Below are 23,029 nucleotides of genomic sequence, written 5' to 3'. Positions count from 1 at the left end.
CGCAGGACGTCGCGGACCGGTTGGATGCGTTGCCTCTGGGCACCTTCCGCGCCCGCGCGCTGGGTCACGACTGGATCGCGACGCGCAGCCTGTTCGTCGGAGGCGCCTCCGAAAAGCTGGTCGCCCGGCGCCTGGACGGGGGCGATTACATCAGCCTCAATCTCTACCGACTGGACGGCGGCCCCCGCCTGCGCCCCTGCGAGATGCCGGCGGCGAAGGTGACGGCCTTCGTGATGGATCTGGCGGTGGAGTGACACGCACCACCGAAGCTGTCCCGTGCGGAACGGCCGCATCCCGGCCCGCCGGTGGGCTCCTCTTCGCTCTGTCCTGTGGGCCTTTCAATACGCCCGTTCGGCATAGATACGCGTCAGGTCGCCCGCCCACTCGCCTTCATAGAGCGCCAGCAGCTCGTCGGCGGGGGTCAGGCCGCTTTCGATGGTCTCGTGCAGGGCGTTGAGGAAGTGGGTCTCGTCGGGCACCAAGCCGCCAGCCCCCGCCTTGCCGCGCGCGCGAAGCCCGTCCCTGGCGATGGCGACGACGTCGCGGGCGAGGTCGTGCATGACGCGTCCCTCGACCTCGGCGCGCAGGCCGGACTCGCTGGCGGCGACGCGCCAGGCGTCGCGGCGCTCCTGATCGTCGGGGGCGGTGAGGCGCCAGTCCTGCGCCAGCCGCCAGGCGGCTTCCAGCGTGGCATCGTCGTAGAGCAGCCCGACCCAGAGCGCGGGCAGTGCGCAGAGGCGGCGCCACGGGCCGCCATCGGCGCCGCGCATCTCCATGAACTTCTTGATCCGCGCCTCGGGAAAGAGCGTCGTCAGGTGGTCGGCCCAGTCGCTGAGCTGTGGCTTCTCTCCGGGCAGGGCGGGCAGCTCTCCGCGCATGAAGTCCCGGAACGACTGCCCCAGGGCGTCGACATACTCTCCGTCGCGATAGACGAAGTACATCGGCGTATCGAGCGCGTAGTCGGCCCAACGCTCGAACCCCATGCCGTCCTCGAAGACGAAGCGGGGGATGCCCGTCCGGTCCGCATCGAGGTCGCGCCAGATGCGGGACCGCCAGGAGACATGGCCGTTGGGCCGACCTTCCCAGAACGGAGAATTCGCAAACAGTGCGGCGGCGACGGGCTGCAACGCCAGCGCCACGCGCAGCTTCTTGACCATGTCCGCCTCGGAGCCGAAATCGAGATTCACCTGAACGGTGCAGGTGCGGCGCATCATGTCGCGGCCCATCGTGCCGACCTTGCCCATATAGGCGTCCATCAGCTTGTAGCGGCCCTTGGGCATCAGGGGCATTTCGTCGTGCGTCCAGATCGGCGCGGCGCCCAGGCCGATGAAGCGGGCGCCGATCTCGTCGGCGACGCTGCGGACCTCGCGCAGATGCTCGTTCACCTCGTCGCAGGTCTGGTGGATGGTCTCGACCGTGGCGCCCGAAAGCTCCAGCGCGCCGCCGGGTTCCAATGAGACGTTGGCGCCGTCCTTCTCCAGCCCGATGATGCGGCCGTCCTCCTCGACCGGAGCCCAGCCGAAGCGGTCGCGCAGCCCTTCGAGCACCGCACGGATCGAGCGCGGGCCGTCATAGGGGAGGGGGCGCAACGTGTCTTCGCAGAAGCCGAACTTCTCGTGTTCGGTGCCGATGCGCCATTGGTCGCGGGGCTTGCAGCCCGCCTCCATGTAGCCTGCCAACTGGGAGGGATGTTCGATCGGCCCGCCGCCGGATTGAGGGATGGACATGGGCGAGGGCTCCTCGTTTTCGTCCCGGACGGTTGGCGCCCTTGCGCGGTCAGGTCAAGGCCGGGCGGGCCCGGCGGGTCCAGACCACGCGCGAGGTCGGTGCGCGTTCACGCACAGCACGAACCATGTGACCGGCATCGAAGCCGGGCAGGGGGGCCAGCGCTTCCAGCAATGCCTCCGAGCCGCTGGCGCCTTCGGGGATCACGAGGACCTCCCCTCGGCTGTCTTCGAGCCTCCAGGCGCGGGCCGCGCCGTCGAAGGACACTTCCTCCAGCAGGTCCAGCGCAACGGCGCCCCCGTTCGTGGGGCCGAAATAGGAGATGTGTCCCTCGGTCACGTCGACGACTCCGGGGCCGTCGGCCGTGCCCCGGAATCGCGCGCGGCGAAGGCCGGGGATCAGAAGGACGACACCGACCGCCAGTGCGGCGAGGCCGAAGAGCGCCGGCAGCCCGGCGGAGCCGACCCATAGCGCCAAGCCGAGTACCACCAGCCCCGCGCCGCCGATCACCTCGCGCCAGCGCCAGAACAGGGCCTGGAGTTCGGGGCGGATCATCGCGCCACCTGCTTTCCGTCGAAGAGGAGCAGGGTGTACGTGCCGATCCGCTCGAAGCCCAGACGGGCGTAGCAGCGGACGGCCGTCTCCGACGCGGCGAACAGGGTGGCCTGACGCACGCCCTGCTCTCGCGCCTCCGCCAGATGAAGCGCGACGGCGCGACCGCCCAGGCGACGCCCGCGCATCTCTGACGGGACATAGACGCCGCCGACCTGCACGATATCGGGCAAGGCTGCGTTGAAGCCGGTAAGCGCAAGGGGGCGACCATCGTCGATCAGCAGGCGGTGGCTGTCGGCCTCGATCCAACGGTCGATATCCTTGGCTGCGTCTTCGGGGGTGCCTTCGCCGAGGTGAAGCTCTCTGAGATAGGCGAGGCGCCAGCGTTCGGCGGCCTGCCGGTCGGCATCGAGCGGGACGAGACGGCCGGGCCCGTCGGGGACGTCGAGGCGATCCAGCGACAGCAGGAATTGCGGCTCGTCCGCATCGAGATGGGCGGGGGCGCCGATCAGGCCGCAGGCCTCGATCACCGGGCGCACCGCGTGCGTCGCGCCTGTCGCGCCCATCAGATCGCGGCCCGTCAGGTGTTGCGCGAAGGGGCGAGGATCTGTGCCGTCCGGCCAGACGGGCATCGCCATGCACTCGTCGCTCAGACCGAGGAGCGCATCGGGAGCGGCTGGATCGCCAGCCCAAAATGTCATCGCGCGCGGATGCCCGCCCTCCATGCCGTAGCGCGAGAGGTTTGCGAGCGGGAACATCGCCTCTGTGATCCGGCCACGCAGGAACGTCTCTATCTCATCGCGGTGCCGGGGTTCGAGCTGGATCACGTCCAATCCCCCCGTTTCGCCTGCCAAAGCGTCAGGGCCGCCACCGCCGCCGTGTCGGCCCGCAGGATACGGGGCCCGAGGGCGATCGGAGCGGCCTGAGGCAGGGTGCGGATCCGCGCGCGTTCGTCGTCGGAGAAGCCTCCCTCCGGTCCAATCAGGATCGCGGCGGGGGCAGGGGGCAAGGTCGAGGCGGTTCCGTCGGCGGCCCAGTCCGGATCGCCGGACAGCCCTTCGTCGGCGAAGATCAGGGCGCGGTCCTGCGGCCAACTCGACAGCAAGCGATCAAGCGGCTGCAACGCTTCGACCGAGGGGACGAACGTGCCGCCGCATTGCTCCGCCGCCTCGACCGCATGGGCCTGAAGGCGGTCCTGCCGGATCCGGTCGGAATTGGTGAAGCGCGTGGCGACCGGCAGGATACGAGCGGCGCCCAGCTCGGTCGCCTTCTCGACGATGAAGTCCGTCCTGGCCTTCTTGATCGGCGCGAAAACCAGCCAAAGATCCGGCGGATCGCGCTGGGGCCGGGCGAGCGCATAGGTGTGCAAGGTACCGCCGCGCTTTCCCAATTCGTCGATCCGCGCCGTCCATCCGCCGGACTGGCCGTCGAAGATCTCGAGCTTCTCGCCCGGGCTCATCCGCATGACGTTGCCGAGGTAATGTGCCTGCTCCCGCGTCAGAGCGACCGATTGCCCCTCGTGAAGCGGGGGATTAACGAAAAGCCGAACCACCATGGGGACCTGATGACAGACCTGCGCGAGACTGGCGAGGTGGCAGATGCCGTTGCGGGCAACTGGGTCGACCGGTTGGCCCCGCCCGCGATGCGGCCATGGCTGCGCCTGTCGCGCGCAGACCGTCCTGCCGGGACCTGGCTGCTGCTGATCCCCTGTCTCTGGGCCGTCACGCTGGCGGCGGCGCAGAGCGGGTGGCGCCCCTTCGATCTATGGCTGATCGCGGGCTGCGGGATCGGCGCCTTTCTGATGCGCGGCGCGGGCTGTACCTGGAACGATATCACCGACCGCGACTTCGATGGTGCGGTGGCGCGGACCCGCTCCCGCCCGATCCCGTCGGGGCAGGTGACGGTGCGCGGAGCGCTGGTCTGGCTGGTGGCGCAGGCGCTGGTGGCCTTCGGGATCCTGCTGACCTTTCCGGCGGCGGCGATCTGGCTCGGGGTGCTGTCGCTGCTGCCGGTGGCGGTCTATCCCTTTGCGAAACGGTTCACGTGGTGGCCGCAGGTGTTTCTGGGCGTGGCCTTCAACTGGGGCGCGCTGCTGGCCTGGGCGGCCCATGCGGGGAACCTGCCGATGGCGGCGCTGCCGCTCTATGCCGGAGGGATCGCCTGGACGCTCTTCTACGATACGATCTACGCCTATCAGGATATCGAGGACGACGCGCTGATCGGCGTGCGGTCGACGGCGCGACGGTTCGGGGACAGGCCCGGGCCCTGGCTTGCGGGGTTCGCGGCGGGGGCCGCCTGCCTGATGGCGCTGTCGGTCGGGCTGGCCACGGGGGGGGCCGGGCGCTGGGTCGCACTGGTGGGCGTCGCAGGGTTCGTGGCGCATCTGGCCTGGCAGTTCCGGCGGCTGGATCACCGCGATCCCGCCACCTGCCTCGAGCTCTTTCGGTCGAACCGCGATGCCGGGCTGATCCCCCTGCCGTTTTTCGCCGCCGCCGCCTTCGTCTGATTGCGTGGCCCCGGGCAAGCGGCTAACGAAGCCGGGCGATGAAATCCTATAGTGCCACGCTTCTGAGCTTCGCGCTCGCCGCCGCCCTTGCAACGGGGACGGCTTGGTCCGCCGCCGGCTATATCGAACGGACCTCGATCCGGGATGTGGGCCGGGTGCTTGCCACCGAGGGGGCGCATTGGGCGAAGGTGCAGGCGGACGGCCTGCAACTGATCCTGACCGGCACCGCGCCCAGCGAGGCGGCGCGCCTGCGGGCCGTGGCCCGCGCCGGGCGCGTGGTCGACCCGGCGCGCGTCATCGATGCGATGGAAGTGGCCGCACGCGCCCCGCTGGGCCCCCCGCGCTACAGCCTGGAGATCTTGCGCAACGAAGGTGGGATCTCTCTGATCGGGCTCGTCCCGACCGAGGGCGGGCGCGAGGCGCTGGAGCGGGGGCTGCGGCGCTTCGACGAAGTGACCGACATGGTCGATACAGCCGACCGCGCCGTGCCCGCCGATTGGGACCCCGCCGTCGCCTTCGCGATGGAGGCGCTTGAGGATCTGCCCCAAGCGAAAATCAGCGTCGTCGCCGGGGAGGTCCGCATCACGGCGATCGCCGACAGCGACGCCGAACGGCGACGGCTGGAGACGCAGCTCTCGCGCGCGGCGCCCGACGAGGTCAGCCTAAAGCTGGATATCGCCGCGCCGCGCCCGGTCATCACGCCCTTCACCCTGCGGTTCGTCCATGACGGGCAGACCGGGCGCTTCGACGCCTGTGCCGTCGACTCAGCAGAGGCCAAGGGGCGGGTCCTGGCGGCGGCAACGGCGGCGGGGTTCGAAGGCAAGGCCGATTGCACCATCGCGCTGGGCGTGCCGTCGGCAAGCTGGGGGCAGGCCGCAGCTTTGGCCATCGGCGCGGTCGCCGATCTGGGTGGGGGCAGCGTCACGCTTTCGGACGCCGATGTGACCTTCGTTGCCGCCGAGGGCGCCGATCCGCTGTTGTTCGAGCGGCGGGCGGCCGAACTGGAATCGGATCTGCCCGACATCTTCTCGCTGACGGCGATCAATCCCGACCCCGTCGTGATCGACGGGACCGGCGACGGGGGGAACACGCCCGAATTCGTGGCAACCCGCTCGCCCGAAGGGCAGGTGCAGCTGCGTGGGCGCCTGCGGGACGAGATGCAGGTGGCGGCCGTCGGCTCCTACGGGCGCGCGCTGTTCGGAAGCGGCGACACCTATGTCGCCACGCGCACCGATCCGGACTTGCCACAGGGGTGGCCGACGCGCGTGCTTGCGGGGCTGGACGCCTTGTCCCGGCTGGAGGCAGGCGCGGTGGTCGTGCAGCCCGATGTCGTCGACCTACGCGGACGGACCGGCAACCGCAACGCCGAAGCCGATCTGAGCCGTCTCCTGTCAGAGAAGCTGGGCGAGGGGGCGAATTACCGCATCGACGTCGAATACATGGAAGAGCTGGATCCGCTGCTCTCGATCCCGACACCCGAGGAGTGCCTGGCCCGGCTCAACGCCGCGCAGGACGGTGGCAAGCTGAGCTTCGCGCCCGGCGAGGCGGTGATCGAGGAGACGAGCGCGGGCCTGCTGGGCGATCTGGTCGCCATCCTGCGGGAGTGTGAGCGCGTCGCCGTCGAAGTCGCGGGCCACACGGACAGCCAGGGCCGTGAGGTCATGAACCAGGAGCTGAGCCAGGCACGGGCGGATGCGGTCCGGCTGGCCTTGATCGAACGGGGCGTCGCGCCGGGCCAACTGGTCGCCGTCGGCTATGGCGAGACGCAACCCATCGCCGACAACGATACCGAAGAGGGGCGTGAGGCGAACCGCCGGATCGCCTTCACGCTGCTCGGACGCCGCTCGCGGAGCGAGATCGACGCGGATGCGGAATTGATCGAGGCGCAGCAGGAAGCGGCCGTTGCGGACGCGGCCGAGCTGGGCGAAGATGGCGCGGGGGAGACGGAGGGCGACGCCCCATCCGAAGAGGGGGCAGAGGCCCCGGCAGAGGAAGGCCAATGAACCGCACCGAATTCGTCATCGCCATCGCGGTGATCCTGTTCCTTGCTTTCGTGCTGGGCTGGGTCGCCTCGTGGCTGGTCGGACGGTTCGGTCGGGTGACACAGAACGACATGACCGAGCTCGACGGCATGGCGCAGGCCCTGCACGAGGCCGAGGAGCAGCGCGATCAGGCGATCGCCTGGATCCACCACCGCGAGGGGGAGCTGGGCCAGCAGCTACAAGAAGCGCAGGCCGAGGCGCGCGCCGCGATGGAAGGCCTGCGCGAGGCGCGCCACGAGGCCGAAGAGCTGCGGCGCTACATCGAAAGTGTCAATTCAGGCAGCCAGGCCGCTTCCTGACCGCGCCGTCAGGCGACGTTCAGCACGATCTTTCCGACCGGGCCGCCATTCTCCATATGGGCGTGGGCGGCGGCGGCCTCTTTCAGCGGAAAGGCCCGGTCCATGATCGGACCCATCCGGCCCGCCTCGATCAACGGCCAGACTTCCGTGCGAAGAGCCTCTGCCAGCCGCGCCTTTTCGGCATCGGAACGGGGCCGCAGGGTCGAGCCGGTGATCGTCAGGCGCCGCGTCATGAGCGGCGCGAAGTTCACTTCGGCCTTCGGGCCGTTCAGGAACGCGATCTGCACCAGCCGCCCGTCCTCGGCCAGAGCCTTCAGATTGCGGACGATGTAGTCGCCACCGACCATGTCGAGGATCACATCCGCGCCGCCTGCGTCGCGCAGGATCTGGACGAAGTCCTCGGACCGGTAGTCGATGCCCGTGGCGCCCAGATCGGTGCAGCGCGCCGCCCGCTCGGGGCCCCCGGCGGTGGCCCAGACGCGGGCGCCCCGTGCAACGGCCAGCTGGATCGCTGTCGTCCCGATGCCAGAGGCGCCGCCATGGACCAGCATCCGCTCCCCGGCCCGCAGGCCGCCCCGGTCGAAGACGTTCGACCAGACGGTGAAGCAGGTCTCGGGCAGCGCCGCCGCCTGAGCGAGGGTCAGGCCCGCAGGGATCGGCAGGGCGTGCTCGGCCGGGGTGACGGCGTAATCCGCATAGCCGCCGCCCGGCAGCAGGGCGCAAACCTCGTCGCCGACCTTCCAGCGGCCGACGCCTTCGCCGACGGCTGCGACGGTCCCGGCCGCTTCGAGACCCGGCAGGTCCGAGGCGCCGGGCGGCGGATCGTAGGCGCCCGCGCGTTGCAGGCAGTCGGGCCGGTTCACCCCCGCATGAGCGATTGCGATCAGGATCTCGCCGGCGCTCGGCATCGGCACCGGACGCTCGGTCAGGCGCAGGACGTCGGGTCCGCCGGGCGCCGAGATCTCGACGCAGCGCATGGTGTCAGGGATGGGCATCGGTGGTCCTCCTATCCTGTCCGGGGGTAGCAGGTGGGGCGGGGCCCATCCAGCCGGAGCGCCCGTGCGTATGCCCCCCATGATGTTCGTCTCGCTGATCGTGAACGTCGTGGTGCTGGTCCCGGTGATCTGGGGCCTGTCGACCGGCGCGCAGGACGTGGCCTTCGGGGTGGACACGCCGGCCCGCCGCATCCTGGTGGCGGTCTATGCGGCGATCCTGATCCTCTCGGCGCTGCTGTTGGCCTGGCCCGCGGCGCGGTCCGCGCTGGGGCCGGGGCTGTTGGCGGTGCAGGTGGTCTACAAGCTGCTGACCGCGCCGCTGCTCGGCGTCGGGCATCCGGTCGCGATGGCCAATCTGGGCATCGCCGCGCTGCATGCGGTCACTCTGGCGGTCGTGCTCCGCTAGGCGGCGTGGCCCAGTAGCCCGGCAGGTCGCCGCGCGGCATCCGCACGGGCGCGCGAATCCGCGACAGGAGTGGGTCGGCCATGGAGCCGAGACGTTGGAAGAGGCGCGATTGGCGCGCCCGGCCTTTCACCTTCTCGATCCGCATCACATCCTCGATCCGGCGGTCGAGGAACTCCCACGTTTCCCGGTGGCCTTCGGACTGATCCCCAAGCCAGTAGAGCACGACCGACCCGTAGACACCCGAGAGCGTCGCCCGCTTGGTGTACCAGTTCACGTCGTCGGATGTGTCGCCGAGCGCGTCCCAGATCGCATCCGCCGTCCCCCACATCGCCTTGAGGCCATCGGCCGCGTGCATCGGCAAGGCAAATAGCGTCATGCCCCGGCGGACGGCCTCACGATGCTCGCCCGCGATTTCGATCCTGACGCGGACGCCGTAGGCGACCTTGTCACGGTATCGCATTTCGCTCAGATCTTCGGAGCGGAGCCGTTCGGCCATCCGTTCGTCGCCACGCGCGTGGAAATGCAAGGCCGCGTCCAGCGCGCCGCGGGGAAACGCCCCGCGCGCCTCGGCGGGGGTGACGCCCGCATCCTCGACCGCGCGGCGGAACGCGGATTCGGACCAGCCGTCGAAGGGAACATGGGGCAGGATCGCATCCAGCAGGCGGTCCTTCAGATCGTTGCGCATCGGAGACTCCTGTCGGGTGACGGGCGGGTGGACAAGGCGGACGCGCCTCGCTATTGGGGCGCCTCCTGCATCTATTGTGCAACTCTAACTCGGAAAGGTGGTGACAACCACATGCAGGTCAGCGTCCGCGACAACAACGTCGATCAGGCGCTTCGCGCTCTGAAGAAGAAACTTCAGCGCGAAGGAGTCTTCCGCGAGATGAAGCTGCGGCAGCACTTCGAGAAGCCCTCGGAGAAGAAAGCCCGCCAAAAGGCCGAGGCCATCCGCCGCGCCCGCAAGCTCGCACGGAAGAAGGCCCAGCGCGAAGGCATGATGTAAGATCACGCCGCTTCGCGAACTGGAAAGCCCCCGTCCCTGCGGGGGCTTTGCCTTTTCAGGGGGGCGGGGCCGGTCGCAGGGATGCGAAGGCCACGACGCCCGCCGCCGCCGCGAGAACCGCGCCCGCCCAAGCCGCCGTCGCGAAGCCCGACAGCAGCGCCTCGCCCCCCAGGACCAGGCCCAGGAGTGCGGTCGCCACCAGGCCGCCCACCCGGCTGATCGCGTTGTTGACGCCCGAGGCGACGCCGGACCGTTCCTCCCCGGCGGCGTCCAGCACCGCCGCCGTCAGGGGTGCGACCGCGAAGGCCATGCCCACTGCCAGCAGCAGAAGGGGCGGCAGGATATGGACCGCATAGGACAGCCCCTCGGACGGGACGCGGCCGAACAGCGCGAAGCCTGCCGCCACCAGCCCCGCCCCCGCCGTCAGCAGCAGGCGCGTGCCCAACTTTTCCGTCAGCAACCCCCCGACGGCACGGCTGAGCAGGCCGAGGATCAGCGGAAAGGGCAGGATGGCGGCGCCTGCCGCCGTCGAGGAGTAGCCCGCCCCCCGGATCAGGACGTAGGGCAGCAGGAACATCAGCCCGCCCAGCGCCGCGTAGAGCAGGAACGTGAAGACCGAGAGGCCCGAAAACGCCTTGTCGTCGAAGAGCGCGAGCGGGGTCATCGCCCGCTCTCCCTTGCGATGCTCGACCCATAGGAATGCGCCCAGCAGGACGAGGCCCCCGGCAAGTCCTCCCAGCGTCGCCGGTGTCGCGCCTTGCGCCGGCAGCGAGGTCAGGCTCCAGGTCGCCGCCAGCAGGCCCAGCGCTGCCAGCACCGCCCCCGTCCAGTCGAGCGGCGCGCGTTCGCCGCGTTCGGCCCGGCTTTCCTTGACCGAGCGGGCGCCGATCACCATTGCCGCCGCCACGAAGGGCAGAACAGCCACGAAGGCCCAGCGCCACCCGGCTGCATCGACGATCCAGCCGCCCGCGACCGGCGCCAGCGCGCCCGCAGCCGCCCCCGCGCCGGCCCAGGTCCCGATGGCGGCACCGCGGGCCTTGCCGGTGAAGGCACCGGACAGGATCGAGAGCGATGTCGGCGCGATCATCGCCGCGCCCACGCCTTCCAGCACGCGCCCGATCAGAAAGACCGGGAAGGACCACGCGATCGCGCAAAGGATGCAGGATGCCGCAAAGACCGCAAGGCCCGCGAGAAAGACCGCCTTGCGTCCGTAATGGTCCCCCAGCGCGCCTCCCAGGAGGACAAGCGCCGACAGAGGCAGCAGGTAGGAATTCACGATCCACTGGGCACCGGCAGGTCCCGTGCCGAAGCCGTCCTGCATCTGCGGCAAGGCCACGTTCACGATCGAGCCGAGGACGAAGACGAGGCTGGAGCCGATCACCGTGGCGATCAGGGTGCCGCGCGTATCGGGGCAGTCGGCATGGCCGGGATCGGCTGGCTGGCACGGGAGGGGCAGCGCGTTGGACATCGCCCCGCCCTAGCACGGGCGGGACCCGCGTGTAACGTCAGCTGTCTTCGAGGACGATGCCGTCGTCTTCGATTCGGGCCACGCCGGGCCGTTCGGGGGACCATGGATCGACGGTATCGTCGAAGACCTTGCTCTCGTTCACGCCCGGCACATTGGCGAAGTCCCGCATGATCCGGTCCGGGAACCATCCTTGCCGCACCTGGGTGAATCCCAGATCGCGCAGCACGCCGGACACGACCTGCCCACAGGTCGCCTTGCTGGCAGGTCCGCGTTCCTGCACCAGACGCAGGGCCCGCTCGGCAATCTCCGGCGACACCGTGATCTCCTGCATGACGACGTGGTAGGTGGGGCGGGCGTGGTAATCGACGTAGAAATCCAGAAGTTGTGGTGTGATTCCGTATTTCACGTCCCCACGTTCGGGCGCGACCGGATGCCACCATGTCCCCGCCGGATCGTAGATCACGCGCTGGGATCCGGATATCATCAGCGCCGAGTGCCCGCCCGATCCCGAGCGATTGTTGATCGCGGTGATCAGCGTGAGCTTGGTCGGGCCCGGTTCGCTCCAGGCGCGGCTCTGCACTTCTTCGAGCGGCGCGTAGATGTTGTCCGCGCCGCACCCCGCGAGGGCCAGCGCCGCCACCACGATCAGAGCGCGCATCAGGTGCGGAAGAGGGCCAGGAAGACGAGGACCGCGATGATGACGATCACCGTCCACTTTGTGAAGGTCACGAAGCCCGCGAAGGTCTTCTCATGCTCGGTGATGTCCATCCGCCCGTGTTCGTGCTTGGGCTCGGGGTCGGCCATGTCTCTCTCCGTTGGTCGTCTCGGCACGCCCCATAGCGTGCCGGTGCCAGCCTGTCACGTCGTGTCGGCGTGGCGTTTCGCCCCTGTTGCGGGGTCGTCTTCCAAAGCGCGGCTCAACTTGAAGCCGATTCGCTGGGCCGGACGGTCGGGCGCTTTCCGGACGGCCCGGAACGCGACGCTGAGCTGGCTGAGATGCTGAACGAGCTGCATCCTCTCGCCACGGGCATCGACCCCCGCGAATGTCACGAGGTCGGGGGCCGAGAAGCCGATCCCCTGGATCCGCATCACCCCGTCCCCCGGCCCCGAAGCGAAGCCCATCGCCGCCTCGTGCTCTTCGTCGAGATTTTCCTCGAACGCCTTGAGATACAGGACAATTCGGCGGCAGGCCCATTCCGCCGGAGACCGGGGTCGGGGCCCGTGCGGAGGGGCCGGTGCGTGATCGGTGCCGTCGGTATGGGGTTCGCGGTTGAGGGCCGCGGCCTCCATCGCCTCGGCGGTCGTGAGCGGTTCTGTCATGCGCACGATCTAGCCCGAGCGCCTCGATTTGCACACCGCGCCGCATCCCCTGCCTGACCATTTCGCCAAGTTCACCTGACGCCGCCTTCGCGTTATGTTCTTGACGTAAGCGGTAGAGCGGCAGGGGTACGTCGCCACTTGTTCAGTGTAAGGCGGGTCGGGTAAGTCCGGCCCGTCCTGTTTTTCGGTCTATGCCGCTCGCCAGAGCCAGACGCCGTCCGACCGCTCTTCTCGCGTTGCCCGCCCGGTGAGCCACAGGTGGTTCAGATGCGCGGCCGTCTCGAAGAAGGCGAGGCCGTAAGTGTCCCCCGTGACCGGCCGCTTGAAGAGCGGCGCGAAGCATTCGCCACCTATGCGCGGCTCCGACAGGTGACGATGCAGACGGTCCAGCGCCGCGACATGGTTCGCCTCGAGCGAGCGAAGGCGCGTGGGCAGGCCGCGATAGGGCGTCTTGTGCCCGGGCAGGACCAGTTGATCGTCGTCGGCCCAGGGCACGAGGTCGCTGCAGGCCCGAAGCCACGCGCCGACCGGGTCACCCCCAGGCTCGGTCGGATAGAGGCCGAGATTCGGAGAGATGCCGGGCAGAAGCTGATCGCCCCCGATCACCAGACCATCGCCCCCTTGCTCGAACAGGACGGCATGTTCCGGCGCGTGCCCGTCGCCCTGTTCGACCAGCCAATCGCGTCCGCCCAGGCTGAGACGGTCGCCCCGGGCGATCCGGGTATAGCCCAGCGGCAGCCGCGCCACGATGTCGGCGAAGTTGAAGGGCCGTTCCCGCGACCGGGTTTCCAGCACCTCCGGATCCATCCCGTAGCGGCGGCAGAAGTCCAGCGTCTCGGGCGGGGGCACGGTCTGCTCGTCCAGCGTCAGCATGCGCGCCATCAGCCATGCCGTGCGGGTCATCAGCAGTTCGGCGCCTTCAGATTGCAGCCATCCGGCGAGACCCACATGGTCGGGGTGATGATGCGTGACCAGCAGGCGGGTAATCGGCCCTCCGCCCAACGGGCCCTGCCGCAACGTTTCTATTATCGCGCGCGTCCGGCGGCTGTCGAAGCCGGTATCGACCATGGTCCAGCCATCGGGCTCGCGCAGGAAGTAGACGTTGACGTGGTCCAGGGCCATCGGCAGCGGCAGCCGCGCCCAGAGCACCCCGTCGGCGACTTCGATCGCTTCACCCTCGGCGGGCGGCGCCTCCCACGGAAAGCGCAGCCCGGCATAGCCGTCGGCGAGGGGGGCGTTCATCTACGCCCCCGCGCGGGATCTCGGATCACCATGGACGGACCGGAGGCCGGCTGGCCCCCCGGCCCGCGCGCGATCAAGCCGCGATCTCCTCGGAGCTGAGCGCATAGAGCTCGTCCGCCCCGGTCCGCGCCTTGGCCATCTCGGCCAGCGCCTCGGGCAGCAGGCGACCGGCGGCGAAGCGCGCAAGCGGCGCGCGAGAGGCGTCGGCCTCAGCGGCACGCAGGTGGTAATGCGCGCCCAGAATCCGCGCGAAGGCCGCCAGATAGGCGACGGATCCGGCAAAGCGGTCCTGCATAGGGCGTTCGAGCATCCATTCCGTCAACGTGCGCAATTCCGCGCCGGCGGCGCGCAGCCCCTCGTGATCGGCCTGATCCACCTCGTCGAGGATCGCGAAGGCGGCCGCGCCCCCATCCATCAGCTTGCGGCCCACGAGATCCATCGCCTGGATGCCGTTCGTTCCTTCGTAGATCGCCGTGACGCGGACATCGCGGAGATACTGGGCGGCTCCCGTCTCTTCGACGAACCCCATGCCCCCATGGACCTGAATGCCTTCGGAGGCCACCGCGATGCCGACATCCGTGCCGAAGGCCTTGGCGATCGGGGTCAGGAAGGCGCCGCGCGCGGCCCAAGAGGCGTCTCCGGTGGCCTTGGCCATGTCGAGTGCCACCGCGCAATCGAGGCAGAGCGCGCGCACCGCGAAGGTCCGCGCCTTCATGTCGAGGACCATGCGCCGAACATCGGCATGTTCCAGGATCGAGCCGTTCTCGGCTTCGGTGCGGCCCTGGCGGCGATCCGTCGCGTAACCGATGGCATGCTGCATCGCGGCCTCGGCGATGGACAGGCCCTGCACGCCGACGCCGAGGCGGGCATTGTTCATCATGGTGAACATGGCCGCCATGCCCCGATGTGGCTCGCCCACAAGCCAGCCCTTGGCACCGTCATACTGCATGACCGCCGTCGGCGAGCCGTGCAGGCCTAGCTTGTGCTCCAGCGAGACGACCTTGAGATCGTTCGCCACGCCCGCATTCCCGTTCTCGTCCGGCAGCTTCTTCGGCACCATGAAGAGGCTGATCCCCTTTGTCCCCGGCCCGGCATCGGGCAGGCGCGCCAGCACGAGGTGGCAGATATTCTCGGCCATGTCGTGGTCGCCCCAGGAGATGTAGATCTTCTGGCCCGTGACCGCATAGGTGCCGTCGCCATTCGGCTCGGCCTTGGTCCTGAGCGCGCCAACATCCGAGCCTGCCTGCGGCTCCGTCAGGTTCATCGTGCCGGTCCATTCGCCGGAGATGAGCTTGGGAATGTACAGATCCCTGATCTCGTCGCTGGCATGGGCCTCCAGCGCTTCGATCTGGCCCTGGGTCATCAGCGGGTTCAACTGGATCGCGAGACAGGCGGAGCCTATCATCTCGTTAACCGCCATGGTCAGGGTGATGGGCAGACCCATCCCGCCATGCTCCGGATCGGCGGACATGCCGAGCCAGCCGCCCTCCGCGATGGCCTCGAAGCCTTCCTTGAAACCCGGCGAGGTGCGCACGACCCCGTTCTCCAGCCGCGCTGGATGCAGGTCGCCCTGGCGGTTGAGCGGCGCCAGCACTTCGTTCGTCATCTTGCCGGCCTCGGTCAGGATCGCATCGACCGTCTCCGCCGTCGCTTCGGTGAAGGTCTCGGTCGCCGCGACGCGGTCGAAGCCGACGACATTGTCGAGGACGAAGCGGATCTCGTCGACGGGGGCACGATAGGGCATGGATCGTCTCCTCTGGCGGGGCCGGGGGCACGGCTGTAATCGGTTGACCTACAGGTAAGGGGCGGGGGCCTATGGCATCAAGCAAGACACCACGTCACGGCGTCATCGCCCATCCCCGGCGCGCCGGTGCCCTGCTGGCCGAGGGGGCGCTGGTCGCCTTTCCGACCGAGACCGTCTACGGGCTCGGGGCCGACGCGACCAATGGCGAGGCCGTCGCTCGCATCTACGAGGCGAAGGGCCGCCCCAGCTTCAATCCCCTGATCGTGCATGTGCCCGACCTTGCCGCCGCAGAGCCGCTCGCGGTTTTCGACCCGCTTGCCCACCGCTTGGCCGAGGCGTTCTGGCCCGGCCCGCTGACGCTGGTCCTGCCTTTGCGGGAAGGTCATGGCCTGTCGGGACTGGTCACGGCGGGTCTGCCGACCGTGGCCCTGCGCGTGCCCGCACTGGACCTCGCGCAGGCCGTCCTCGCGGCGGCGGGGCGACCTATCGCGGCCCCCTCGGCCAATCCGTCGGGGCGCATCTCGCCCACGCGGGCAGAGCATGTCCTGGAAGGGTTGGGCGACCGGGTCGATGCGGTGCTCGATGGGGGGGCGTGCGCGGTCGGGCTGGAATCGACGATCCTGCGCACCGACCCACCGACCCTGTTGCGCGCCGGCGGTGTTCCGGTCGAGGAGATCGAGGAGATCACCGGCCCGCTTGCCCGGGATACGACGCCCGGCAAGGTCAGCGCGCCGGGCCAGATGACGTCGCATTACGCGCCGGTCGTGCCTGTGCGCCTGGATGTCACGGGGCCCGATGAAGATGCCGTGCTGCTTGGATTCGGACCCGTATCCGGCGACCTGACCCTGTCAGCCAGCGGAGACTTGCGGGAGGCGGCGGCCAATCTATTCGATCACCTGCATCGCGCGGATGCGTTGGCCCGGCGGTCAGGTAAATCCCGCATCGACGTCGCGCCCGTGCCGGAAATGGGCCTTGGGTGGGCAATCAACGACCGTCTAAAACGGGCGGCGGCGCCTCGAGGATGAGGTCATTTCGCAGGGGTCAGGCGTGTCCAGCGGTTCCCGAGAGGGCCATCGGGTCGATGCCCAGTGCACCGATCGCAGCACCCCACTTCATCGACGGATCCATCCCGAACGTAATCATCGGGTCCGACGGTACGGGCATCCACGAGTTCTGCATCAGTTCCGCTTCGAGCTGGCCGGGTCCCCACCCGGAATAGCCCAGCATCACCAGACAGTCCTGCGGCCCCCGTTCGGCAGAGGCGGCTTCCACCGCCCTATCTGTCGCGGTCAGCAGATGGGCATCGTTGACGCGCAGGGATCCGTCGCCGTCTTCCCAATCGGGAGAGTGCAGCACGAACAAGCGATCGGTCTGCGCCGGCCCACCGACCAGCAGGCCGGGGATCTGGCGGAGCGCCGAAGATCCGATGCGGGCAGGAGCGGGGCGATTGATCAACACACCCATCGCACCTTCGCTGGAATGGGCGCAAAGCAGGACCAGGCCATGCCGGAAGGTCGGGTCATCGACGGCTGGCGTCGCCGCCAGGAGGCAGCCTGTCAGATTCCGTATTTCGACCTGATCGCGCATGTTGACAAGGTATGTCAGCCCAAGTTGACATACAATCGAATTCCCTTGATGTAACAAATCTTTAACCTGCCGCGCCGCCTCTCGCGCCGGTGCCGGGCTCGTGATTTTCCTGCCCTCGCACGATGGGGTAAGGGGAGGAATGATCCGACTGCTCTTCGCTCTCTTCGTTGCAATCTCGGCCGTGCATGGCCCGTCCACGGCGTCCGCCCAGGTGCCGAGCGACACGTCTCAGGTGATCCGTATCGACGTCCGGCCGGGATGGCGCCGGGACGATGGGGCGCACGTCGCGGGTCTGGCCATCTCGTTGGCGCCGGGGTGGAAGACGTACTGGCGAAGTGCCGGCAGCCTCGGCATCTCTCCCAGTTTCGACTGGCGAAAGACGCGGAATGCCGCCTCGGTCAGCCCGCGCTGGCCCAGCCCCCGCGTCTTCGAACAGTCAGGAGGGCAGGCCGTGGGCTACGATTCGGATTTCGTGCTTCCGCTCGTGATCCGGACCCGGGACCGTGCCGCGCCGGTCCGCCTCCGCGGCCGGATGGAGTTGGGGGTCTGCGCCGACATCTGCGTGCCGGCCCGCATCGACGTAGATGCGACGCTGCCTGCCGGGGGCGCCCCGGACCCGTCGATCCAGGCCGCGCTCGATCACCAGCCGGTACGACGGAATATCGGCGTCGTCTGCCGGTTCGAGCCGGTGGACGGGGGGATGCGCTTGACCGGAGAGGTATCGCTTCCGCCGCTCGGGCGGCAGGAAGCGGTGGTTTTCGAACTTCCGGATCCGACACTGTGGGTGACGGATGCCGTGGTCGCCCGGCACGGCGAACGCCTTAAAGCGCAGGCGAAGATCATGGGGCGCGGTCCGTTTGTCCTGGACCGCCGCGAGATCCGGATCACGATCATCGGGCCCGGACGCGCCATCGAGATCACCGGCTGCACGACTTAGGCCTGCCGCGCGCCGCGCTCGGGGACCTCTGATATCGGCCCCGGAGCGCCACCGCCTCAGCGGTTCTCGTCTTCGTCGTCCGTGTTGTCGGGCAGGTTGAACAGGCTGTCCGCGTCGACTTCGGGCTCGTCCTTCTCGTCTTCGTCGTTCCCCGTGAGGGTGAACGTCTCCAGGCCCGAGATGGCCGAGGGAATGCGCGGTTCGTCATCCTCGGAGGCGAGCGACTGTTCGGTCGAGAGGAGCTTGCGCCGCTCGTCATCGCTCATCGCTTCGCCTTCCTTGGCCTTCTTCGCGGCGGCCTTCTGCACGGCGGCGTCCAGTTCGGACTGCTTGCAGAGGCCGAGCGCGACCGGATCGACGGGCTGAAGGTTCTGGATGTTCCAGTGGGTCCGCTCGCGGATGGACTGGATCGTCGGCTTGGTCGTGCCGATCAGCTTGGCGATCTGGCTGTCCGCCAATTCGGGGTGGAACTTCACCAGCCAGAGGATCGAGGCCGGCCGGTCCTGCCGCTTGGACAAAGGCGTGTAGCGGGGGCCGCGCCGCTTCTGCTCACCTTCGGCCGCCGGGTTGTGCTTGAGCTTGAGCTTGTGGAGCGGATCCTTCTCGCCCTTCTCGATCTCTTCACGCGTCAGTTGATTGTTGGCGACGGGATCGAAGCCGCGCACGCCCACGGCAACGTCACCATCGGCGATGCCCTGAACCTCCAACTCGTGCAGGTCGCAGAAATCTCCGATCTGCTTGAAGGTCATCGTGGTGTTCTCGACCAGCCAGACGGCGGTGGCCTTGGCGTGCAGCGGCTTGTTCATCTCTCTCGGCCTCCTTGGGCATAGCTTTCCCGATCGCCCTCTCGGGCGGCGGGCGGGGCCCGCGGGTTCTCGCTTTCGGGGAACTTGCGGGGCTATATAGGCGGCGTGCCAAGCAGAGGGAAGGGACAATGCGGGCAATGCTATTGGCGGTGCTGGCGGCCCTTGCGGGGCCGACCGCCGCGGACGAGGCCGGGACGTTCGACTACTACGTGCTCGCACTGTCCTGGTCGCCGAACTGGTGTGCGGCCGAAGGCGACGCGCGCGGCGCCGAGCAGTGCGGGGCCGGGCAAGGTCTGGGCTGGACGCTCCACGGGCTCTGGCCGCAATACGAGCGCGGCTGGCCAGCCGATTGCAGCACGTCGGCGCGCCCGCCGTCGCGTCAGCGGACGGCGGCCGAGGCGGATATCTACGGCAGCGCGGGGCTGGCCTGGCATCAATGGCGCAAGCACGGGACCTGCTCCGGGCTCGCTCCCGGCGATTATTACCGTCTTGCCCGGCTGGCTTACGAGCGGATCGAGCGGCCGGAGATCCTGCGGCAACTCGACCGCGAGGTGACGTTGCCCGCCTCGGTCATCGAGGACGCCTTCCTGGAGGTGAACCCCGCGCTCGGCGCCGATGGATTGACGGTCACCTGCCGGGGCGACCGCATTCAGGAGGTGCGCATCTGCCTGACCCGCGATCTGGAGCCTCGGCGCTGCGGCTCAGACGTGCGTAGCGATTGCACGCTGCCCGATGCGGGTTTTGCGCCGGTCCGCTAACTGCGTCGGTACCGATTGTCATGGGGAGGGACTAGGCGCGGCGGACCGACGGCCGCTAGCCGATATTCTTCAGCCTCTTCGCCCAGTCCTCCGGAGGCGCTGGGCGGCCCAGCATGTAGCCTTGTCCCAGCGTGACGCCGGCCTGCCGCATGATCTCGGCATCCGCCGGCGTCTCGATCCCTTCGGCGACCACCGAGATGTTCAGGTCCTTTGCAAGCCGGGCCGTGGCCGAGACCACCGCATCCGCGGGTCCGCCCTCGCCCAGACCGTTCATGAAGACGCGGTCCAGCTTGATGAGGTCGGGCCGGAACTGAACGATCCGATCCAGGTTCGAAAGCCCCGTCCCGAAATCGTCCAGCGCGATGCGGATCCCGAGTGACTGCGCAATTCGCAGCGTCCGTGCCGCGCTCTCGGGGTCGAGGAGCACGGCGCTTTCCAGCAGCTCGATCACGATCCGGTCGGCCGGGATCCGCTTTCGGAGTTCGCGGAACCACTTCCGCGCGAGGCTGTCCCGCCGCTCCAGCGCGCCGGCAGTCGCATTGAACGCGATGTAGAGAGGGCGGGGCCCCGTCACGAAAGGCAGGGCCGCGCGTTCCGCCATCCCGACGAGCGTATCCGTCACATCCTCCGGCAGACGTTCCAGCAGAGGCAGGAAGTCGTCCGGCGACCGGACGATGCGTCCTTCGGCATCGACCCAGCGGATCAGGGCTTCGACGCCGGCCGGCTGGCCCGTATTCAGGTCGAAGATCGGCTGGACGTAATAGGACAGAAGTCCGTCCCGGATCGCGGTGGTCACCTCCTCGGCGCTCGGCATCCGGGGCGGCCCCCCCCTGACGGCCCCCAGCTGGACCGAGTTGCCGCCGATCTCCTTGGCGCGGCGCAAGGCGTCGTCCGCATGGAGGATCGCACGGGATCGGCCCTCCTCCCCCGAGACCGGAACGATCCCGGCCGAGATGGTCCGCGCCAAACGAACGTCACCGACCTCGATCGTCACCTCCCTGATATGCGCGCGCAATCGGCGCGAGAGGTCGAGCGCCTGATCCGCGTCGACTTCCGGCAGCCAGAGGAGAAAGCGACCGCCGTCGAGGCGTTCCTGCCCGGCACCGGGCGGCAGGCCCCGGCGAAGCGCGTCTGCGATCCGCTCCAGAAGGCGGTCGCCCGCATCATAGCCGTGGACCTCGTTCAGGGCGCCCATCGCATCGACGTCCAGCAGGATGAGCGATCCCGGCCGTGAAGCCGTGCGACCCGGCAGGGGCACGGAGACAAGCCTGTCGGTCGCGGCGACCGGGTCGGGGCGCCGGGACCGTCGGCGGGCAACCAGATAACCGAGCGACGCCGATACGACGACCGCGAAAACCAGAATCAGGGCGTCGGGCAAGGCCGCGACCCTCCGTTCGAGAGCAGGTTTCGAAACATAGGGCGAAGTCGTGGCGAAATTGTGCCGGATTGGTTAACGAGCCGACCTTCAGTATTTCCGGCGTGAGGACAATGCAGCACGCAGCGTCCCATCGTCCATGTAATCCAGCTCTCCGCCCACCGGAACCCCTTGGGCAAGCCCCGTTATCGCCACACCCGTCGGCTCCAATTCGCGGGCGACGTAATGGGCTGTCGTCTGTCCGTCGACAGTCGCGTTGAGGGCGAGGATGATCTCCTCGACGCCTTCCGTCGCCACGCGGTCGCGCAGGCGAGGGATGCGCAGATCTTCGGGCCCGACATCGTCGAGGGGCGAAAGCGTCCCGCCCAGCACGTGATAGCGGCCCTGGAACACGTTCGCCCGCTCCATGGCCCACAGGTCGGCCACATCCTCGACGACGCAGATCTGACCGTTGCCCCGCTTGTCGGCGGCGCAGATCGCGCAGATGTCGCCCGCGGCCACGTTGCCGCAATTGAGGCACTCGCGCACCTCGCGCCCGACCTTGTCCATGAGTTGCGCCAGAGGCAGCAACCGGTCGTCCCGCCGCTTGAGCAGATGCAGGACCGCACGGCGGGCCGAACGCGGCCCGAGCCCCGGAAGCCGGGCCATCGCCTCGATCAGGCGCTCGATGTCTTCCTGGGTGTCCATCGTCGCGGACGGGCCGTCCGGGGCGTCAGAACGGCAGCTTCATGCCGGCGGGCAGGCCCATTTCTTCGGCCATCTGCTGCATCTCGGACTGCGCGCGCTGGGAGGCCTTCGACTGTGCGTCCTTGATCGCGGCCAGGATCAGGTCCTCGACCATTTCCTTTTCGTCGGGCTGGAAGATCGTCGGGTCGATATACAGCGCGGTCAGTTCGCCCTTTGCGGTCGCCGTCGCCTTGACCAGCCCGGCCCCGCTCTCGCCCTGGACCGTGATCGTGCCGAGCTGCTCCTGCTTCTCGGCCATGCGGGTCTGCATCTCCTGCGCCTTCTTCATCATGCCGGCCATGTCGCCCAGCCCGCCAAGTCCCTTGAACATCGCATTTCTCCCGGTGAGGTTGAAGGACAGGTAGCGGCCCGGAGGGCAAGAAAAAAGGGGCCTCCGATGGAGACCCCCAAGGCGCGGATGCGCGCGCGTCAATCGTTCGCGAGATTGGCGCCGATGAACCAGGCGTCCTTGTCCACCTCGCGGCTGACTTCGGTCAGCAGATCCTCGACATCCGGATCGCCGGCCTCGTCGGCCGCCTCGATCCCCTCGCGCACTTTCGCGCCGTGATCCTTGAAGCGCTTCACCAGTTCCTGGACGTGGCTCTGAAGGTCCGTCAACTCGACCGGGTACGCTTCCAGCGTCGTGGCCCCGGCGGCGACTTCGACCGTTCCCTTGGCATGGCCGCCCATGATCGCGACCCGCTCGGCCATCAGGTCCGAGTGCTCACGCAGACGGTCGGCCACCTCGTCCAGCAATTCGTGGACGCCGATGTACCCGCGGCCGCGCAGGTTCCAGTGGGCCTGCTTCACGGCGAGCGTCAGGGACGTGCTGTCGGCCAGACGGGCGTTCAGAAGGTCGATCATCTGGGACTGGGTCTGCTGGTCCAGACCGGAAACGAAACTCTCGGGCATATATTCTCTCCGTATTGCGGTGCGGGACATGCAACGCGGCGGGGACGGATTCGGTTTCAATCGAGGATGTCGATCACCTGCGACAGACTTTTCTATCGTCGGGTCACTCGTCGGCGAAGGGGTCCCATTCGTCCTCGACCTCTTCCAGCGCCTCCGCGGCGGCCTCGGCTTCCAGGTCGGCCCGGGTGCGGATCTCGACCAGCTTCGCCCCCGGAAACGCCTGCATCGCGGCCTGGACCGAAGGATGGGCCAGCGCCTCCGCCTCGGCCGCAAGCCGGTCGGCGTCGCGAACCTCGGCGATGGACGGCGCGCCGCCCTCGCCGACGACCGAAACGCCCCAGCGCGCGCCGGTCCATCCCTGCAAGCGACCCGACAGCCGCGCGGCCAGATCGGCAGGCGCGCCCGGCGGGGGTTCGAACTCGATGCGGCCGGGGGCGTAATGGACCAGCCGGACACCCGTTTCGACATCATAGAGCAGCTTGGGATCGCGGTTCGCCCGGATCAGGTCGACCACCTGTGCGAAGGTGCCGAACCGGGCCAGCGCCTGACCGGCCTCCTCCTGCGCGGCGGGGGCCAAGGCAGTCCGGGCGCGCGCGGTCGTCACCCCGCCGCCCCCACCACCGGCG

The 23,029-nt window shown here is 68.7% G+C and carries 27 protein-coding genes and 1 pseudogene; 9 read left to right on the top strand and 19 right to left on the bottom strand.

Going from position 1 to position 23,029, the window contains the following annotated elements; genetic code table 11:
* The first annotated feature begins 20 nt into the window (after nucleotides 1-20).
* The gene (locus tag jaqu_RS05675; RefSeq protein ID WP_084629442.1) at nucleotides 21-254 is read left to right on the top strand and encodes a hypothetical protein; all 234 of its coding nucleotides are present in this window, start codon (nucleotides 21-23) and stop codon (nucleotides 252-254) included.
* 84 nt (nucleotides 255-338) lie between these two features.
* Here jaqu_RS05675 and jaqu_RS05670 read toward each other — a convergent pair whose 3' ends face one another.
* From jaqu_RS05670 to jaqu_RS05655, 4 genes are read right to left on the bottom strand one after another with little or no spacing between them, the layout of a single operon-like run.
* Nucleotides 339-1,727: a glutamate--cysteine ligase gene (locus tag jaqu_RS05670; protein ID WP_043917987.1), complete on the bottom strand. Its 1,389-nt coding sequence runs from the start codon at nucleotides 1,725-1,727 to the stop codon at nucleotides 339-341.
* A gap of 49 nt (nucleotides 1,728-1,776) precedes the next feature.
* Nucleotides 1,777-2,280, bottom strand: a complete 504-nt coding sequence (locus jaqu_RS05665) for a hypothetical protein (RefSeq protein ID WP_043917986.1) — start codon at nucleotides 2,278-2,280, stop codon at nucleotides 1,777-1,779.
* Entirely contained in the window at nucleotides 2,277-3,104 is an 828-nt protein-coding gene (locus jaqu_RS05660) for a GNAT family N-acetyltransferase (RefSeq protein ID WP_043917985.1), read from the bottom strand. Before jaqu_RS05660 ends, jaqu_RS05665 begins: the two co-directional genes overlap by 4 nt.
* Nucleotides 3,101-3,832, bottom strand: a complete 732-nt coding sequence (locus jaqu_RS05655) for a 16S rRNA (uracil(1498)-N(3))-methyltransferase (protein ID WP_043917984.1) — start codon at nucleotides 3,830-3,832, stop codon at nucleotides 3,101-3,103. Before jaqu_RS05655 ends, jaqu_RS05660 begins: the two co-directional genes overlap by 4 nt.
* A gap of 9 nt (nucleotides 3,833-3,841) precedes the next feature.
* On the opposite strand from jaqu_RS05655, the gene ubiA reads away from it, so the two are divergent.
* The 3 genes from ubiA to jaqu_RS05640 are packed head-to-tail and all read left to right on the top strand — an operon-like array spanning nucleotide 3,842 to nucleotide 7,124.
* On the top strand, nucleotides 3,842-4,783 hold the full coding sequence (gene ubiA, locus jaqu_RS05650) for a 4-hydroxybenzoate octaprenyltransferase (RefSeq protein WP_043917983.1): 942 nt from the start codon (nucleotides 3,842-3,844) through the stop codon (nucleotides 4,781-4,783).
* A gap of 38 nt (nucleotides 4,784-4,821) precedes the next feature.
* Entirely contained in the window at nucleotides 4,822-6,786 is a 1,965-nt protein-coding gene (locus tag jaqu_RS05645; protein WP_043917982.1) for an OmpA family protein, read from the top strand.
* The gene (locus tag jaqu_RS05640; RefSeq protein WP_043917981.1) at nucleotides 6,783-7,124 is read left to right on the top strand and encodes a hypothetical protein; all 342 of its coding nucleotides are present in this window, start codon (nucleotides 6,783-6,785) and stop codon (nucleotides 7,122-7,124) included. Before jaqu_RS05645 ends, jaqu_RS05640 begins: the two co-directional genes overlap by 4 nt.
* An 8-nt stretch (nucleotides 7,125-7,132) precedes the next feature.
* On the opposite strand, the gene jaqu_RS05635 is transcribed toward jaqu_RS05640, so the two are convergent.
* Nucleotides 7,133-8,119, bottom strand: coding sequence for an NAD(P)H-quinone oxidoreductase (locus tag jaqu_RS05635; RefSeq protein WP_043917980.1), 987 nt, complete (start codon nucleotides 8,117-8,119; stop codon nucleotides 7,133-7,135).
* Between the two features lie 64 nt (nucleotides 8,120-8,183).
* Here jaqu_RS05635 and jaqu_RS05630 point away from each other — a divergent pair, with 64 nt between their 5' ends.
* The gene (locus jaqu_RS05630; protein WP_201774352.1) at nucleotides 8,184-8,525 is read left to right on the top strand and encodes a hypothetical protein; all 342 of its coding nucleotides are present in this window, start codon (nucleotides 8,184-8,186) and stop codon (nucleotides 8,523-8,525) included.
* On the opposite strand, the gene jaqu_RS05625 is transcribed toward jaqu_RS05630, so the two are convergent.
* Complete coding sequence (locus tag jaqu_RS05625) at nucleotides 8,500-9,210, bottom strand: COQ9 family protein (protein WP_043917978.1); 711 nt, start codon at nucleotides 9,208-9,210, stop codon at nucleotides 8,500-8,502. The genes jaqu_RS05630 and jaqu_RS05625 overlap by 26 nt on opposite strands.
* Nucleotides 9,211-9,321: 111 nt before the next feature.
* On the opposite strand from jaqu_RS05625, the gene rpsU reads away from it, so the two are divergent.
* Nucleotides 9,322-9,528, top strand: coding sequence for a 30S ribosomal protein S21 (rpsU, locus tag jaqu_RS05620; RefSeq protein WP_043917977.1), 207 nt, complete (start codon nucleotides 9,322-9,324; stop codon nucleotides 9,526-9,528).
* Between the two features lie 55 nt (nucleotides 9,529-9,583).
* Here rpsU and jaqu_RS05615 read toward each other — a convergent pair whose 3' ends face one another.
* From jaqu_RS05615 to jaqu_RS05595, 6 genes are all read right to left on the bottom strand, one after another.
* Entirely contained in the window at nucleotides 9,584-10,996 is a 1,413-nt protein-coding gene (locus jaqu_RS05615) for an MFS transporter (RefSeq protein WP_043917976.1), read from the bottom strand.
* Nucleotides 10,997-11,033: 37 nt separating this feature from the next.
* Nucleotides 11,034-11,654 (bottom strand): hypothetical protein, encoded by a 621-nt coding sequence (locus jaqu_RS05610; RefSeq protein WP_043917975.1) that lies wholly within the window; start codon nucleotides 11,652-11,654, stop codon nucleotides 11,034-11,036.
* Complete coding sequence (locus tag jaqu_RS20995; protein WP_084629439.1) at nucleotides 11,654-11,800, bottom strand: aa3-type cytochrome c oxidase subunit IV; 147 nt, start codon at nucleotides 11,798-11,800, stop codon at nucleotides 11,654-11,656. Before jaqu_RS20995 ends, jaqu_RS05610 begins: the two co-directional genes overlap by 1 nt.
* Before the next feature lie 54 nt (nucleotides 11,801-11,854).
* Nucleotides 11,855-12,316, bottom strand: a complete 462-nt coding sequence (locus tag jaqu_RS05605; RefSeq protein ID WP_043917974.1) for a DUF6173 family protein — start codon at nucleotides 12,314-12,316, stop codon at nucleotides 11,855-11,857.
* Nucleotides 12,317-12,505: 189 nt separating this feature from the next.
* A complete protein-coding gene (locus jaqu_RS05600) occupies nucleotides 12,506-13,558 on the bottom strand; it encodes an MBL fold metallo-hydrolase (protein ID WP_043917973.1) in 1,053 nt (350 codons plus the stop codon).
* A gap of 73 nt (nucleotides 13,559-13,631) precedes the next feature.
* Complete coding sequence (locus jaqu_RS05595; protein ID WP_043917972.1) at nucleotides 13,632-15,302, bottom strand: acyl-CoA dehydrogenase; 1,671 nt, start codon at nucleotides 15,300-15,302, stop codon at nucleotides 13,632-13,634.
* Nucleotides 15,303-15,373: 71 nt separating this feature from the next.
* Here jaqu_RS05595 and jaqu_RS05590 point away from each other — a divergent pair, with 71 nt between their 5' ends.
* Complete coding sequence (locus tag jaqu_RS05590) at nucleotides 15,374-16,327, top strand: L-threonylcarbamoyladenylate synthase (protein WP_043917971.1); 954 nt, start codon at nucleotides 15,374-15,376, stop codon at nucleotides 16,325-16,327.
* A 16-nt stretch (nucleotides 16,328-16,343) separates the two neighbouring features.
* Here jaqu_RS05590 and jaqu_RS05585 read toward each other — a convergent pair whose 3' ends face one another.
* A complete protein-coding gene (locus jaqu_RS05585) occupies nucleotides 16,344-16,889 on the bottom strand; it encodes a YqgE/AlgH family protein (RefSeq protein WP_043917970.1) in 546 nt (181 codons plus the stop codon).
* Nucleotides 16,890-17,028: 139 nt separating this feature from the next.
* Between jaqu_RS05585 and jaqu_RS05580 the strand changes: the two genes are divergently transcribed.
* The gene (locus jaqu_RS05580) at nucleotides 17,029-17,826 is read left to right on the top strand and encodes a protein-disulfide reductase DsbD domain-containing protein (protein WP_052500790.1); all 798 of its coding nucleotides are present in this window, start codon (nucleotides 17,029-17,031) and stop codon (nucleotides 17,824-17,826) included.
* Nucleotides 17,827-17,882: 56 nt separating this feature from the next.
* On the opposite strand, the gene jaqu_RS05575 is transcribed toward jaqu_RS05580, so the two are convergent.
* Nucleotides 17,883-18,632, bottom strand: a complete 750-nt coding sequence (locus jaqu_RS05575) for a DUF1013 domain-containing protein (RefSeq protein ID WP_043917969.1) — start codon at nucleotides 18,630-18,632, stop codon at nucleotides 17,883-17,885.
* A 128-nt stretch (nucleotides 18,633-18,760) separates the two neighbouring features.
* On the opposite strand from jaqu_RS05575, the gene jaqu_RS05570 reads away from it, so the two are divergent.
* A complete protein-coding gene (locus jaqu_RS05570; protein WP_043917968.1) occupies nucleotides 18,761-19,390 on the top strand; it encodes a ribonuclease T2 family protein in 630 nt (209 codons plus the stop codon).
* A gap of 55 nt (nucleotides 19,391-19,445) precedes the next feature.
* Here jaqu_RS05570 and jaqu_RS05565 read toward each other — a convergent pair whose 3' ends face one another.
* From jaqu_RS05565 to jaqu_RS20495, 5 genes and pseudogenes are all read right to left on the bottom strand, one after another.
* Complete coding sequence (locus jaqu_RS05565; protein WP_043917967.1) at nucleotides 19,446-20,768, bottom strand: bifunctional diguanylate cyclase/phosphodiesterase; 1,323 nt, start codon at nucleotides 20,766-20,768, stop codon at nucleotides 19,446-19,448.
* A gap of 87 nt (nucleotides 20,769-20,855) precedes the next feature.
* On the bottom strand, nucleotides 20,856-21,452 hold the full coding sequence (gene recR / locus jaqu_RS05560) for a recombination mediator RecR (protein WP_043917966.1): 597 nt from the start codon (nucleotides 21,450-21,452) through the stop codon (nucleotides 20,856-20,858).
* Nucleotides 21,453-21,477: 25 nt separating this feature from the next.
* Nucleotides 21,478-21,822, bottom strand: coding sequence for a YbaB/EbfC family nucleoid-associated protein (locus tag jaqu_RS05555; protein ID WP_043917965.1), 345 nt, complete (start codon nucleotides 21,820-21,822; stop codon nucleotides 21,478-21,480).
* Nucleotides 21,823-21,920: 98 nt separating this feature from the next.
* Nucleotides 21,921-22,403: a DNA starvation/stationary phase protection protein Dps gene (gene dps / locus jaqu_RS05550; protein ID WP_043917964.1), complete on the bottom strand. Its 483-nt coding sequence runs from the start codon at nucleotides 22,401-22,403 to the stop codon at nucleotides 21,921-21,923.
* 103 nt (nucleotides 22,404-22,506) lie between these two features.
* A pseudogene (locus tag jaqu_RS20495) lies at nucleotides 22,507-23,029 on the bottom strand (DNA polymerase III subunit gamma/tau); the annotation flags it as partial.

Origin of the sequence: Jannaschia aquimarina (genome assembly GCF_000877395.1) — a bacterium.
In the GTDB taxonomy this organism is placed as follows: Bacteria; Pseudomonadota; Alphaproteobacteria; order Rhodobacterales; family Rhodobacteraceae; genus Jannaschia; species Jannaschia aquimarina.
Note: the sequence above shows the minus strand (reverse complement) of the source record. Positions and strands in the feature narration are given on the sequence as shown.